Origin of the sequence: Winogradskyella litorisediminis (assembly GCF_042675765.1) — a bacterium.
Lineage (GTDB): Bacteria > Bacteroidota > Bacteroidia > Flavobacteriales > Flavobacteriaceae > Winogradskyella > Winogradskyella litorisediminis.
On record NZ_JBHTJL010000015.1, the window covers coordinates 24,652 to 38,579 of the forward strand.

The 13,928-nt window shown below is 33.6% G+C and carries 15 protein-coding genes; 9 read left to right on the forward strand and 6 right to left on the reverse strand.

The features are described 5' to 3' along the window. Position 1 precedes the first annotated feature (1 nt). Complete coding sequence (gene pxpB / locus ACFQ1Q_RS10615; protein ID WP_386131046.1) at positions 2 to 730, forward strand: 5-oxoprolinase subunit PxpB; 729 nt, start codon at positions 2 to 4, stop codon at positions 728 to 730. Further along, on the forward strand, positions 723 to 1,577 hold the full coding sequence (locus ACFQ1Q_RS10620) for a 5-oxoprolinase subunit C family protein (protein ID WP_386131049.1): 855 nt from the start codon (positions 723 to 725) through the stop codon (positions 1,575 to 1,577). Before pxpB ends, ACFQ1Q_RS10620 begins: the two co-directional genes overlap by 8 nt. Position 1,578: 1 nt before the next feature. On the opposite strand, the gene ACFQ1Q_RS10625 is transcribed toward ACFQ1Q_RS10620, so the two are convergent. Then, positions 1,579 to 2,301 (reverse strand): RluA family pseudouridine synthase, encoded by a 723-nt coding sequence (locus tag ACFQ1Q_RS10625; RefSeq protein WP_386131051.1) that lies wholly within the window; start codon positions 2,299 to 2,301, stop codon positions 1,579 to 1,581. Between the two features lie 71 nt (positions 2,302 to 2,372). Further along, entirely contained in the window at positions 2,373 to 3,191 is an 819-nt protein-coding gene (panB, locus tag ACFQ1Q_RS10630) for a 3-methyl-2-oxobutanoate hydroxymethyltransferase (RefSeq protein ID WP_386131054.1), read from the reverse strand. Positions 3,192 to 3,386: 195 nt separating this feature from the next. On the opposite strand from panB, the gene ACFQ1Q_RS10635 reads away from it, so the two are divergent. Beyond that, the gene (locus ACFQ1Q_RS10635) at positions 3,387 to 3,860 is read left to right on the forward strand and encodes a nuclear transport factor 2 family protein (RefSeq protein WP_386131057.1); all 474 of its coding nucleotides are present in this window, start codon (positions 3,387 to 3,389) and stop codon (positions 3,858 to 3,860) included. A gap of 56 nt (positions 3,861 to 3,916) precedes the next feature. Here ACFQ1Q_RS10635 and ACFQ1Q_RS10640 read toward each other — a convergent pair whose 3' ends face one another. Both ACFQ1Q_RS10640 and ACFQ1Q_RS10645 read right to left on the reverse strand, forming a co-directional pair. Beyond that, positions 3,917 to 5,341 (reverse strand): L-serine ammonia-lyase, encoded by a 1,425-nt coding sequence (locus tag ACFQ1Q_RS10640; protein ID WP_386131059.1) that lies wholly within the window; start codon positions 5,339 to 5,341, stop codon positions 3,917 to 3,919. Positions 5,342 to 5,440: 99 nt separating this feature from the next. After that, positions 5,441 to 5,953, reverse strand: a complete 513-nt coding sequence (locus tag ACFQ1Q_RS10645; RefSeq protein ID WP_386131063.1) for a collagen-like triple helix repeat-containing protein — start codon at positions 5,951 to 5,953, stop codon at positions 5,441 to 5,443. A gap of 286 nt (positions 5,954 to 6,239) precedes the next feature. Between ACFQ1Q_RS10645 and dnaK the strand changes: the two genes are divergently transcribed. The 3 genes from dnaK to ACFQ1Q_RS10660 all read left to right on the forward strand — a co-directional run bounded on the left by dnaK (position 6,240) and on the right by ACFQ1Q_RS10660 (position 9,672). After that, a complete protein-coding gene (dnaK, locus tag ACFQ1Q_RS10650; protein WP_386131066.1) occupies positions 6,240 to 8,156 on the forward strand; it encodes a molecular chaperone DnaK in 1,917 nt (638 codons plus the stop codon). 245 nt (positions 8,157 to 8,401) lie between these two features. Continuing rightward, positions 8,402 to 9,406, forward strand: coding sequence for an NADPH-dependent aldehyde reductase Ahr (gene ahr / locus ACFQ1Q_RS10655; RefSeq protein WP_386131069.1), 1,005 nt, complete (start codon positions 8,402 to 8,404; stop codon positions 9,404 to 9,406). A gap of 80 nt (positions 9,407 to 9,486) precedes the next feature. Beyond that, on the forward strand, positions 9,487 to 9,672 hold the full coding sequence (locus ACFQ1Q_RS10660) for a CsbD family protein (RefSeq protein ID WP_386131072.1): 186 nt from the start codon (positions 9,487 to 9,489) through the stop codon (positions 9,670 to 9,672). Between the two features lie 59 nt (positions 9,673 to 9,731). Here ACFQ1Q_RS10660 and ACFQ1Q_RS10665 read toward each other — a convergent pair whose 3' ends face one another. Both ACFQ1Q_RS10665 and ACFQ1Q_RS10670 read right to left on the reverse strand, forming a co-directional pair. Beyond that, positions 9,732 to 10,460 (reverse strand): glycosyltransferase, encoded by a 729-nt coding sequence (locus ACFQ1Q_RS10665; RefSeq protein WP_386131075.1) that lies wholly within the window; start codon positions 10,458 to 10,460, stop codon positions 9,732 to 9,734. A 25-nt stretch (positions 10,461 to 10,485) separates the two neighbouring features. Beyond that, entirely contained in the window at positions 10,486 to 10,902 is a 417-nt protein-coding gene (locus ACFQ1Q_RS10670; RefSeq protein WP_386131077.1) for a hypothetical protein, read from the reverse strand. Positions 10,903 to 10,970: 68 nt separating this feature from the next. Between ACFQ1Q_RS10670 and ACFQ1Q_RS10675 the strand changes: the two genes are divergently transcribed. The 3 genes from ACFQ1Q_RS10675 (at position 10,971) to ACFQ1Q_RS10685 (ending at position 13,857) form a co-directional block, all read left to right on the forward strand. Next, a complete protein-coding gene (locus tag ACFQ1Q_RS10675) occupies positions 10,971 to 12,203 on the forward strand; it encodes a class I SAM-dependent rRNA methyltransferase (protein ID WP_386131080.1) in 1,233 nt (410 codons plus the stop codon). Positions 12,204 to 12,261: 58 nt separating this feature from the next. Beyond that, positions 12,262 to 13,209: an NAD(P)H-dependent flavin oxidoreductase gene (locus ACFQ1Q_RS10680; RefSeq protein ID WP_386131082.1), complete on the forward strand. Its 948-nt coding sequence runs from the start codon at positions 12,262 to 12,264 to the stop codon at positions 13,207 to 13,209. A 69-nt stretch (positions 13,210 to 13,278) separates the two neighbouring features. Continuing rightward, positions 13,279 to 13,857, forward strand: a complete 579-nt coding sequence (locus tag ACFQ1Q_RS10685; RefSeq protein ID WP_386131085.1) for a hypothetical protein — start codon at positions 13,279 to 13,281, stop codon at positions 13,855 to 13,857. Positions 13,858 to 13,928 lie beyond the last annotated feature (71 nt).

A 13,928-nucleotide genomic window follows, 5' to 3' on the forward strand; every position in this document is an offset into this window, starting at 1 on the left:
ATTGAAATATAATTTAAAATACCGTCAGTTTAGTGAGCGTTCAATTTTAATTGTATGGCCATCAAAAATTGACGAAATTATACTTCAAGATGTTTTATTTTTTAAAGAAGTGATTCAAAATAAGTATATTAAATTAAAACTTCAAGTAAATAACACATATAATTCAATATTAATTATTTATCCTTTTGTCATTGAAAATATCAATGGTAAGTTTTTGGAGCTGAAAGCGTTATATAATTCATCAAAAAGTATTAAAAAGCTAAAGTCTACCGTTTGGGAAATTCCTGTTTGTTATGATGATGAATTTGGTTTTGATTTAGAATTACTGTCTAAAGAAAAATCACTTTCAAAAGCAGAAATTATACAGCGACATTCCCAACCATTTTACACAATTTTTTTTATAGGGTTTTTACCTGGTTTTTTGTATCTCGGTGGATTGGATAAATCGCTTCATTTTAGTCGTAAATCTACACCGAATTTAAACATTAAAAAAGGTGCTGTTGGTATTGGTGGAAATCAGACAGGAATTTATCCAAAAAACAGTCCTGGCGGATGGCATATAATTGGCAATTCGCCCGTCGATTTTTTCGACCTAAAAAGTGACGAAATTTGTTTTGCTAAACCTGGTGATAAAATTAAGTTTCAATCAATTTCAAAATCGGAATTTTCCAAAATTTCTAATGATATAAAAGATGGAGCTTTCAGGCTAAAATCTTATGCTTATGATTAAGGTTTTAAAATCGGGTTTATCATCCTCAATTCAAGATTTAGGAAGATTAGAGTATCGAGATTTTGGAGTTCCTCATTCTGGAGCGATGGATATGAAGTCTATGGAAACAGCAAATTTATTGTTAGGAAATTCATTAAATGATGCCGTTTTAGAAATGACTATGATAGGCGCAACACTTCAATTTCTGGTTTCAACATCAATTGTAATTTCTGGAGCAGACATGTCGCCTGAATTAAATGGAAAGCTTATTTTAAGTAATAGAGTAATTTTGGTAAATAGTGGAGATGTTTTAAGTTTCTCTACAGTCGCGTCTGGCTTTTTTACTTATCTTGCGGTTTATGGTGGTTTTAAAACGGAAATGGTTTTAAATAGTAGAAGTTTTTACGATGATATCACTAAAAAATCTAGAATTCAGGATGGTGATATTTTAAAAATTTCAGAATTCTCTTCGCTATTTTATACGAACAACACAAATTCAAAAATTAAATCTTATGATTTTACAATTTCAGAATTAGATGTTTTTAAAGGACCAGAATTTGATATGCTCGTTAAAGAGAACCAAAACAAATTATTGACTTCAGAATTCAAAGTTTCAAAATTTTATAACCGAATGGCGTATCAATTGGAATCTAAAATTCAGAATAATTTAAAATCTATATTAACGTCGCCAGTTTTACCAGGTACTGTACAATTGACACCTTCTGGTCAATTAATAGTTTTAATGCGAGACTGTCAGACAACTGGTGGTTACCCGAGAGTTTTGCAATTTTCTGAAAAAGCTATTAATCTCTTAGCCCAGAAAAAGGAAAGAGATAAAGTAAAATTTAATTTAATAGAATTCCCCTAAACTATTTGCGGTTGCTGAGCTGAGTCGAAGCACAAGCATCCCAAACAGGATCTTTAGGTAATGGTGCAATTATTTTAATTGGCTCTCTTTTTACAGGATGAACAAATTCTAACTGTCTTGCATGTAAACTTATGCTTCCATCTTTGTTACTGCGATCAAAGCCATATTTTAAATCACCTTTAATCGGACATCCAATTTTAGAGAGTTGACTTCTTATTTGATGGTGTCTTCCTGTTTCAAGATTGATTTCTAACAAAAAATAGTTGTCTAATTGTTGTTTAATTTCGTAATGAAGAATGGCTTTTTTGCTGTCATCAATCTCCTTATTATGCGCAGTAGATTTATTATTTTTTGGGTTCTTTTTTAACCAATTAATTAACGTGTCTTTCGGTTTTGGTGGCTGATTTTTAACTAAAGCCCAATAAGTTTTTTTGGCTTTTTTTTCTGCAAATAGTTTGTTTAATCTTGGAAGCGCTTTGCTTGTTTTTGAAAATAAAACAATACCAGTAGTAGGTCTGTCTAAACGGTGTACCACGCCTAAATATACGTTGCCAGGTTTGTTATATTTTTCGGCAATATATTCTTTAACAACATCGCTCAACGGTTTGTCACCAGTTTTATCGCCTTGTACAATATCACCAGCACGTTTATTAATCACGATGATGTGGTTATCTTCGTAAAGAACTTGAAGGTTATTTTTGTTGGAGTGGTTTTTAAGAGACAAATCAGTAATACTATTTTAATAACATTGCGTCTGAGTAAGAGTTCCTTCCCTTTGGGAAGGTTAGGATGGGTTTAGTATTGCTCCTTTTCATTAGGGAAATCTTTTGATTTTACATCATTTACATATTGCCCAATTGCATTTGTCATGTCGTCGTATAAGTTCATATATCGGCGTAAAAAGCGTGGATTAAATTCGTGTGTCATACCAATCATATCATGCAAAACAAGAACTTGACCATCAACGCCATCGCCAGCTCCAATGCCAATAACTGGTATAGAAACACTTTCTGCAACTTCTCTGGCTAAAGTGGCAGGTATTTTCTCTAAAACAATGGCAAAACAACCTGCTTTTTCAAGCATTAATGCATCTTCTTTTAGTTGTTCGGCCTCTTGTTCTTCTTTTGCTCGAACGGTATAAGTTCCAAATTTATAAATTGATTGTGGTGTTAAACCTAAATGACCCATAACTGGAATTCCAGCATTTAAAATTCGCTTTATAGATTCTTTAATTTCTTTGCCACCTTCAAGTTTTACCGCGTGACCTCCAGATTCTTTCATAATTCTAATTGCAGAACGTAAGGCTTCTTTCGGGTCACTTTGGTATGTCCCGAATGGTAAATCTACAACTACCAAAGCGCGCTCAATAGCTCTGACTACTGATGAAGCATGGTAAATCATTTGGTCTAAAGTAATCGGTAAAGTCGTCTCATGACCAGCCATAACGTTACTCGCAGAATCACCAACTAAAATAACATCAACACCAGCGCCATCAACGATTTTAGCCATTGTATAATCGTAAGCGGTAAGCATAGATATTTTTTCGCCCTTTGACTTCATATCGACAAGGGTTTTAACGGTGATTCTTTTATATTCTTTTTTAGCTACAGACATAATTTGTATTTGTTATTGTCAACTTAAGTGCAATAAAAAACTTTTATAGAAACATCTCAACAAAAAGTTTCAATAGTACTAAACGTGACAGAATCTTATTTTTTTATTAGAGGATTGATTTTCTTTGTAACGTAAAAATAGTCAGATTTACGAAACTATTGTTTAACTTTCAATTGAAATATAATTTTTGAAATCATGAAATCACAAATTTTAATTCTAATAATATCGCTTTTTTTAAGTTTTGGCTATTCGCAATCACAACAAGATGAACAAGTAAAACAAACAATTGAAGAGTTTTTTGAAGCGTTTCACAAACAAGACACTGTAAAATTGAAAGCGATGGCAATGGGAGATATTAACATGCAATCCATTTCCGTAAATAAAGAAGGAAAAACGCTGTTAGATACAAGCAATTACAGTGATTTTTTGAAGAATATCGCATCAATACCTAACAACAAATCTTTTAGAGAAAAACTATTAGGATTTGATATTAAAATTGATGGAAATATGGCAAATGCTTGGACACCATACGAATTTTACTTTGATGGAAATTTTAGCCATTGTGGCGTAAATTCGTTTCAACTAGCAAAAGATGATGGTAAATGGAAAATTATTTATTTGGTCGACACGCGAAGACGTGAAGGTTGTGCGCCAAATTCCAAAAATTAAATTTCAAATTCGTAAGTTTTAAAAAAATGAAAATTGGTAGCTGAGCGAAGTGGAAGCTAACAATCACTCATATTCACCTGAACCGCCAAACCGCCTTCACTCGTTTCTTTATACTTTGAAGTCATATCCTTTGCGGTTTCCCACATTGTAGCAATTACTTTATCCAGTGGAATTTTCACATTTTTTGGGTCAGAGTCTAATGCCATCTCGCAAGCATTAATTGCTTTTATCGCGCCCATAGCATTACGCTCAATACAAGGAATTTGTACTAACCCACCAATGGGATCGCAGGTCATACCTAAATGATGTTCCATAGCAATTTCTGCAGCAATTAGTACTTGTTCTGGTGTGCCACCCATAAGCTCAGTTAAAGCGCCAGCTGCCATTGCAGATGATACTCCTATTTCGGCTTGGCAACCGCCCATTGCGGCAGAAATTGTGGCACCTTTTTTAAATAAGCTTCCTATTTCTCCAGCAACTAAAAGAAATTTTTTGATGTCATCAAAATTTCCATCGTGGTTTTCTATAACTAAATAATACATTAAAACAGCCGGAATAACGCCTGCGCTTCCATTAGTTGGTGCTGTAACTACTCGACCAAGTGATGCATTAACTTCATTTACTGCTAAAGCAAAACAAGAGACCCATTTTAAAATTTGTCTAAATTTTACTTCGGTATTTCTTATGGCAGCAATCCATTCTAAAGCATTTGAGTATTCCTTATTTCCTTTTAGTTTTTCATGAGTTTCAAAAGCACGACGAACAACATTTAAACCACCTGGTAAAATACCTTGGGTATGACAACCTGTGTACATACTGTCTAGCATAACATCCCAAATAGCTCTAAATTTATCATCAATTCTTTCTGGGTCTCGAAGAGATAATTCATTTTTAAGAACAACCTCACTAATGCTTAGGTTTTCGGCATTACAATGTGCAATGATATCTGTTGCTTTTTGTGTTGGGAACGGAAAAGCATTAAACTTTTCAATTTGGCGTTTGGCACGTTTTCGTTCTTCTTGTACAACGAATCCACCACCAATAGAGTAGTAGGTGTCAGTTACTTTTTTTCCGTTTCTTAATTCAGCTCTAAATTTTATACCATTAGGATGAAATTTTAGAAAACGTTTTTTAAAATTTATATTTTCAGTTAAACTGAAGGGAATTTGTTTTTCAGAATTTAATTTTAGTTGATTAAAAGTTTTTACCAATTCAATTTCATCTGCAATAGCTTCTATTGGAAATGTCACTGGGTCAGTACCTAATAATCCCATGACTACAGCAACATCTGTTGCGTGCCCTTTTCCTGTTAATGATAGCGAACCGTACAAATCCACAGAAACAGAAGCTACCATTGTAAACTGCTCTAAACGTTGCAGTTTTTCAATCCACATTTTAGCAGCGCGCCAAGGTCCAAGCGTGTGCGAACTCGATGGGCCAACGCCTATACTTAGCATATCAAAAACAGAAATACTTTCCATTAACGAAATTGATTTAGTTTCGCGGCAAATATACAGTTTGTTGTAATAAAAAAAGCCTGAAACTGAGTTCAGGCTTTTAATGTTTTTTTTAGTTATTGTTTATCGTCTAGGAAAACTTTCAATATTGTATGTCTCTATAACGTTATTAATATCAGAATAATCTGCGCGACCCACATTATTTGCCGGTATTACAACGACTCTAAAAACTTGGTCTTGGGTCCATACATTAGCCAAACCATCTAAATCAGAACCTTCTAAAAAGAATCTTACATCAAATAGTGTAAAATCAAAATTATACACTAAATCATTACCATCTTCAAAAATTACAGTCTGCGGCATCAAACGCCAAATTTCTGTACCATCATCAAGAGTATCCCATAAAATATAAACAAGTGTAATATCTGTTTGTGATACGTCAAAACCATAAGCTTCTACATATTCGTAATTATTCGCAGCGTTAAAATCTACCACTATCTCAAAAGATGGAGGAATGGCTATCCCATCGCGTCCATCTTGACCATCAAAGCCATCAAATCCTGGAGGTCCTTGTGGTCCTTCGCAAGAGGTTAATATAAAAGTAAAAGCAGTGATAAATGTAAGTATACGTTTCATAATGTCTAAGGTTTTTCTTCTATGTATCAAATGTTATACCATAAATGAAGTTGAACTCGAACTCAAACTTGAATTTGAAACTGAAAACAGATTTCGCTTCAAACTTTAACTTCAAATTAGATTTTAGTTACTGAGCGAAGTTGAAGTGCAAATTTACAAATGTGACATCCTGTCATATTTTTTCTGATGGCATAATCATTGACTTATACAAACCGTAATTAATAATAAAATTTAGTTTCAGTTTGGTTGGTTTCAAACTGAAACATTTAAAACTATAAAACAAGTTATGAGTAAGATTATTGGAATTGACTTAGGAACAACCAACTCTTGCGTTTCTGTAATGGAAGGTAATGAGCCAGTTGTAATTCCTAATGCAGAAGGTAAACGCACCACACCTTCAGTAATTGCTTTCGTAGAAGGCGGTGAAATTAAAGTGGGTGACCCAGCAAAAAGACAAGCAGTAACTAACCCTACAAAAACGGTTTATTCAATTAAACGTTTTATGGGTAATAAGTATTCTGAATCTAAGAATGAAGCAGAACGCGTACCATATAAAGTGGTAAAAGGTGATAATGATACACCACGAGTAGATATCGATGGTCGTTTATACACACCACAAGAATTATCTGCTATGATTCTTCAGAAAATGAAGAAAACTGCTGAAGATTATTTAGGACAAGATGTATCTCGTGCAGTAATTACTGTACCTGCTTATTTTAATGATGCGCAACGTCAAGCTACTAAAGAAGCTGGTGAGATTGCAGGTCTTAAAGTAGAACGAATCATCAATGAGCCAACAGCAGCAGCTTTGGCTTACGGAATGGACAAAAAAGGTACTGACCAAAAAATCGTTGTTTTCGATTTTGGTGGTGGTACGCATGATGTATCTATTCTAGAATTAGGTGATGGTGTATTTGAAGTATTATCTACAGATGGTGATACACACTTAGGTGGTGACGATGTAGACGAAAGAATTATAGATTGGTTAGCCGAAGAGTTTATTAAAGATGAAGACATGGACTTACGTAAAGACCCAATGGCTTTACAACGTCTTAAAGAAGCTGCTGAAAAGGCTAAGATTGAGTTATCTTCATCGTCGCAAACAGAAATCAACTTGCCTTACGTTACAGCAACGGCAAGCGGACCAAAACACTTAGTGCGTACATTAACACGCTCTAAATTCGAGCAGTTAATTGATGATTTAATCAAAAGAACCATAGAGCCATGTGAGTCTGCATTAAAAGCGGCAGGTTTATCAAAATCAGATATCGATGAGATTATCTTAGTTGGTGGTTCTACACGTATTCCAGCAGTACAAGAAGCTGTAGAGAAATTTTTCGGAAAAGCGCCAAGTAAGGGTGTAAACCCAGATGAGGTTGTATCTCTAGGAGCAGGAATACAAGGTGGTGTTTTAACAGGTGATGTAAAAGACGTTCTTTTATTAGATGTAACACCATTATCACTTGGTATCGAAACTATGGGTAATGTAATGACAAAGTTGATTGAAGCTAATACGACAATCCCAACGAAGAAGTCACAAGTATTCTCAACCGCAGCAGACAATCAGCCATCGGTAGAAATTCACGTATTACAAGGTGAGCGTCCAATGGCAGCAGATAACAAAACAATTGGTCGTTTCCATTTAGATGGTATTCCACCAGCAAAAAGAGGAACGCCACAAATTGAAGTGACGTTTGATATTGATGCCAATGGAATTATCAAAGTATCTGCTGAAGATAAAGCAACAGGAAAGAAACAAGATATCCGTATCGAAGCATCTTCTGGATTAACAGAGGAGGAAATTGCTAAAATGAAAGCTGAAGCTGAAGCAAATGCAGATGCAGATGCTAAGGCAAAAGAAACAGCTGAAAAGTTGAATCAGGCGGATGCAATGATTTTCCAAACGGAAAGTCAGTTATCAGAATTTGGTGATAAATTATCTGATGATAAAAAGAAGCCAATCGAAGATGCTTTAGAAGAATTAAAAAAAGCTTATGAGACTAAAGATATCGCGGTCATTGAGCCAGCTTTAGAGAAAATCAACGAGGCTTGGAAAGTTGCTTCCGAAGAAATGTACAAAGCACAGCAAGAAGCTGGTGGTGCTCCACAAGGTGGATCAACAGATGCTGGTGCAGGAGCAAAAGGACAAGCAGCTGAAGCTACTGACGACGTAGAAGACGTAGACTTCGAAGAAGTCAAGTAACCTGTACTAAGCGAAATCGAAGTATAGATACTCAAGAGGTGAAATAAGTGAAATAGTATTTTGCTTTTTGCAAAATGCGTTATTGAACTTATCCCGAAATTATTTCGAAATCTCGAAAAAGTCTTGAATAATTAAAATCCCAACAGAAATGTTGGGATTTTTTTATGAGTTAATTTTATATCGTAGTGCGCTACTTTATCCGTATTTACATTTCTATCTTTAAAAAATATATAAATCAATCAATTATGAAAATAAAAGCATACGCAGCAAAAGAAGCCAAAGGTAAATTAGAAAAGTTCGAATATGAACTTGGAAAAATAGGAAACGAACAAGTAGATATTAAAGTTCATTATTGCGGACTTTGCCACAGCGATATCAGCATGATAAATAATGATTGGGGTATGTCCCAATATCCCTTAGTGCCAGGTCACGAAATCGTCGGCGAAGTGCTCAACGTTGGTAGTGAAGTTAAAGGCATTAAAAAAGGCGATAAAGTCGGAATGGGTTGGTACAGTGCATCGTGTATGCATTGCAACCAATGTATGGATGGCAAACAACATTTGTGTGGTGATGCCGAAGGTACTATTATTGGTCGTCATGGCGGATTTGCAGATGTGGTACGCGGACATTGGTCATGGGCTACATTACTACCAGATGGTATAGATATGGCAAAAGCAGGACCTTTGTTTTGTGGCGGAATAACGGTTTTTAATCCAATCGTGCTTTCAGGTGTAAAACCAACAGATAAAGTAGGTGTCATTGGTATAGGTGGTTTAGGACATATGGCTCTAAAGTTTTTAAAAGCTTGGGGTTGTGAGGTTACAGCATTTACATCTAATAAAGATAAGTCCGAAGCTCTTAAAAAAATGGGTGCTCATCACGTAGTAGATTCTACAAATTCTGATGAATTAAAAGATATTGAAGGTACTTTAGACTTTATAATGAATACAACTAATGTAAAATTAGATTGGGATGCATTTTTAACCACACTAGCACCACAAGGAAAATTACATACTGTTGGAGCAGTTTTAGAACCTATGGAAATTCCAGCGTTTAGTATGATTTCTGGCGAAAAATCAGTCGGAGGAAGTCCACTAGGTAGTATTGCATTAACACGTAAAATGTTAGAATTTTGTGTACGCCACGATATTTATCCGACTGTAGAAGAATTTAAAATGGAAGATGTTAATGAAGCAATACATCATTTAGAAGAAGGAAAAGCTCGTTTTAGAGTAGTATTAAAAGCATAATTATTTATATCTCAAAAATTTTAAAATGAGATTAAAGAATTAGAGCTGAAATAATTTATTAATTTTTAAAATATAATATTATGAACAAAGAACAATTTAAAGGAAAATGGAATCAAATTAAAGGAGATTTTAAACAGAAGTATGGAAAAGTTACTGAAGATGAATACAAAGAATCTGAAGGCGATTTAGATAAATTAGCTGGAAAAATTCAAGAAAAATATGGTAAAACCAAAGAAGAAATAAAAGAAGAAATCAGTAATTGGTAATTTTATTTCTTAAAATTTAAGCGTTTCTAAATGTAAAATTTAGAAACGCTTTTTTATTTTTAATAATTAAAATACAATTTAATAAGTTGAAATGGGAAAAGTAAAAACTCTTTGGTTTTTATTTTGGTGCCACCTTTTTCAATCCAAATATCTAAAGGTTCCTCTTTAATAAAATTCTCAAAATTTGAATGGGTTTTTTTATAGCGTAGAAGCAATTCTACATCAAATAACCATTTAGTTTTAAAGGGGTTTTCAAATAGTTCTTTTGCCAAATTAAATTGAATAATTTTTGCTCCACATTGGGTGTCATAAATAGGTGTTTTTAAAATAATTTGACTCACAATTGTAGCGAAAATTCTACCAAAATAGTGTCTAGTTTTAGAGCGCACGATGGTGTTACTAATCAACTTTATTCGAGAGCCTAATAAAAATTTTATATCAGTGTTTATTTCAGCAATTTTAATTAATCTATGTATTTCAGAAAACGGAACAGCTAAATCTGCATCCATATACCCAACATAATTATAATTTTTAGCTGAAGACGTTTTTATAGCTTTTCTAATACTTTCAGCTTTACCTTTATTTAAAGGGTTTTGAAGCAAAGAGACATTAGAGAAGGTTTTTTCAAAATCAGAAATAATGTGTTTTGTATTATCTGTGCTAGCATCATCTATTAGTAAAAAATCCAAATGACTGTAATTTGTAAATGCAGATTTGTAATCATTTAAAACAATCCTGCTTTCCTCATTAAACATAGGAATAATTATCAGGCTTGCGTTAGATTTCATTTTTGCAATTTAAATCTTAAAAAGATTAATATCTGTTTCTTTTTCTAGTAAATTCCCTTCCAAGTTTTTTAGCAATAACTTCTAACTTTTCTTCGTTTAATCCAGAATTTGTTAGTGCTTTTCCATTATACAATGTTTTTATTAGCCACTTACGGTAACCTATACTGGCTTCTGTTTCAAATAAAACCTCGTCTAAATTTTTAGCATCGTACACTTCAAAATATCCAAATTCTCCCCAATCAATCCATTTTGCATATATGAGTTCTTCATCGTCAAGACTATTTATGTAAAAAGCACCACGGCTGATGTCGTCTTTTTGTAATTTACAAATTGGATTTTTGTCAATACTAGCGATTCCTTTTTTTACTTTTATTTTTTGTGCAAAAACAATTACAGAAATAAGAAGCATTATTATTAAAGTAGTAGATTTTAAAAGTTTCATAAATAAAGTTTTAGATTATTTTGCCAAAGTAAGTAGTTATATTGCAAAACCAAAAACTTATTTATTCTTTGAGAACACTTTCAACTAAAATTAAATCAGAAATTGCACCAAAACGCTTAGCCGTAAAGTTAAATGCTAAAGGTGAACAGTCTATTGTAAAAGGGCATCCATGGGTGTTTTCAAATAGTATTGTTAAGATTAATGAAGATGCTAAAACTGGCGATTTGGCTATTATTTTCAGTAAGAATAAAAATAAGGTTATTGGTTTGGGGTTATATGACGAAAAATCTCCAATCAGAATTAAAATTATTCACAACGCGCAAACAAAGGCAGACATAAATGCTAAGTTTTTCGAAACTAAAATTAAAAAAGCTTTTTCTCTAAGAGCCGATTTGTTGCAAACCAATACCAATAGTTACCGTTTAATCTTTGGTGAAAATGATGGTTTTCCTGGACTAATTGCTGATGTTTATGCTGAGGTTTTAGTGGTGAAATTATATTCTGAAATATGGTTACCATATCTAGAACCAATTTTAAAAAGTTTACAACAAACTTCGGAAGCTAAAACGGTAGTGATGCGCTTAAGTAGAAATTTGCAGAATAGTACAAACCACAATTTTAAAGATGGTGAAGTAATTTATGGCGATTTAGAAGATGAAGTTGTTCATTTTGTAGAACATGATGTCAATTTTTCTGCAAACGTTGTCAAAGGTCATAAAACAGGTTACTTTTTAGACCATCGCGATAATCGTAGACGTGTTGGCGAGTTAAGTAAAAATAAAACTGTTTTAGATGTATTTTCTTATGCAGGAGGATTTTCTGTACATGCATTGGCTAATGGTGCGGAAGAAGTCACAAGCTTAGATATTAGCAAGCAAGCGTTAGATATGGCTTGTGAAAACGGAAAATTAAATGCGTATAGCGGAATACACAAAACCATATCTGGTGACGCTTTTACAGAAATGAAAAAATTAATTGAAAAAGGAAAACGTTTTGACGTAGTGGTTATTGACCCACCAAGTTTTGCAAAACAACAATCTGAAATTGAATTAGCTAAAAAGAAATATGCTCAACTGGCAGAGCTCGGAGCACAACTTACTTCTAAAAAAGGCTTATTAGTTTTAGCATCGTGCTCATCTCGAATTTTAGCGCAGTCTTTTTTCGATTTAAATCAGCGTGTATTAAATGCGCAGCCAAGACTATTCGAAACACAGCTCAAAACCAAGCACGATATCGACCATCCAGTGACTTTTCAAGAAGGTGCTTATTTAAAGTGTGGTTATTACCGTTTTTTAGAATAAAACTATTATGCATGCATAATAAAATTTAAATTATATTTGTAGTTTAACAGAATCAATTATGCAAACAAAACTTACACAACTCCTCAATATAAAATACCCAATAATTCAAGCGCCAATGTTCTTAGTATCTAACGTTGCTATGGTTACAGAAGCGATGAAAGCTGGTATTGCTGGATGTATTCCTGCATTGAATTACAGAACTTTAGATGAATTGAGAGCAGCTATAAAAGAGCTGCACGCTAATAAAGTTGAAGGTGGTTCGTTTGGTTTTAATTTAATTGTAAACAAATCGAATGTAAAATATAAAGGGCAATTAGAGGTTTTATGTGAAGAAGGTTGTGATTTTATAATCACATCATTAGGAAGTCCTGAAGAAACCATAAAACAGGCGCATGCTGCAGGTATCAAAGTGTTTTGTGATGTTACAGATTTACGCTTTGCTAAAAAAGTAGAAAATCTTGGTGCAGACGCTGCTATTGCTGTAAATAATGAAGCTGGTGGTCACCGCGGAAATTTATCTCCGGAAGAGTTAACAGGTTTATTAAGTAAAGAATTGTCTATTCCGGTAATTTCTGCTGGTGGTGTTGGTTGCAAAGCAGATATCGATAAAATGTTGAGTTACGGTGCTGAAGGCGTTTCTGTCGGTAGTCCCTTTATTGCTTCGGTTGAAGCAGGTGTCACTGATGAATATAAACAAGCTTGTGTTGACTATGGTGCAGAAGATATTATTATGACCGAGCGTATTTCTGGCACACCTTGTACAGTAATCAATACACCATATGTTCAGAAAATAGGAACAAAAGCCACTTGGCTAGAAAATCTTTTAAATAAAAATAAAAAGCTCAAAAAATGGGTGAAAATGATTCGTTTTTCAATTGGTATGAAAGCCACAGAAAAAGCCGCTAAAAAAGCCACTTATAAAACGGTTTGGGTTGCTGGGCCAAGTATTGAGCATACTAAGGGAATTCTTCCTGTAAAAGATATTGTGGCAAAACTCACACATTAGTTTTTTTTATATCGTAGCCTTTTTCAAAATTTAAGCATTAGTTTTATTGAATAATCTATAAAACGCAATATGCTCTACATCAAATTCAACATTCTTGATACGTCTAAATTTGCTGACTTTCAAAAATTGTACGACCATATGGTCAAAGTAAGACAGCCTAATTTTGAATTTGAAGATGAAACGCTTCCAGATTTTGATTGGGAAAACATGGACGAAGCTCAAATGCAAGAAGCTTTTGATATGATGCATGACTCTTGCGATACAGACGCACAAGCCTTAAAACGGTATGCTAAAATTATACCCAAATACGCAAATAAATTTATAACTGAATTTATAGCAGCAGATGCAGAAATTGCTGGTGCTTTTGGCTATAAAACATCGGATATCATCAATTATTTAGAAGCTAGTTTTGAAGTTGATTTTACAAATATCGATACTACCAGCGACAATCAAGGTATCATTAAATTCACCACCGGAAATTATCCTTTTGGAGGCTTGGAGCGTTTTTTTATGGTTTTAAAAGCTTTTGATTTAGAGGCAACTGAATGTTTTAATGGCTTTTCAGTTTTAGAAATTATTTGGCTAGACTCATTTCAATATACCACAGTTGAAAAGGAAGAAGAGACGAAGATTTATTTACAAAAGTGATTATAATCAGAGTAATAAAATCAACAAATTAAATCATTAACTTAGCTTTAAATTCAACTTAAATTATAACT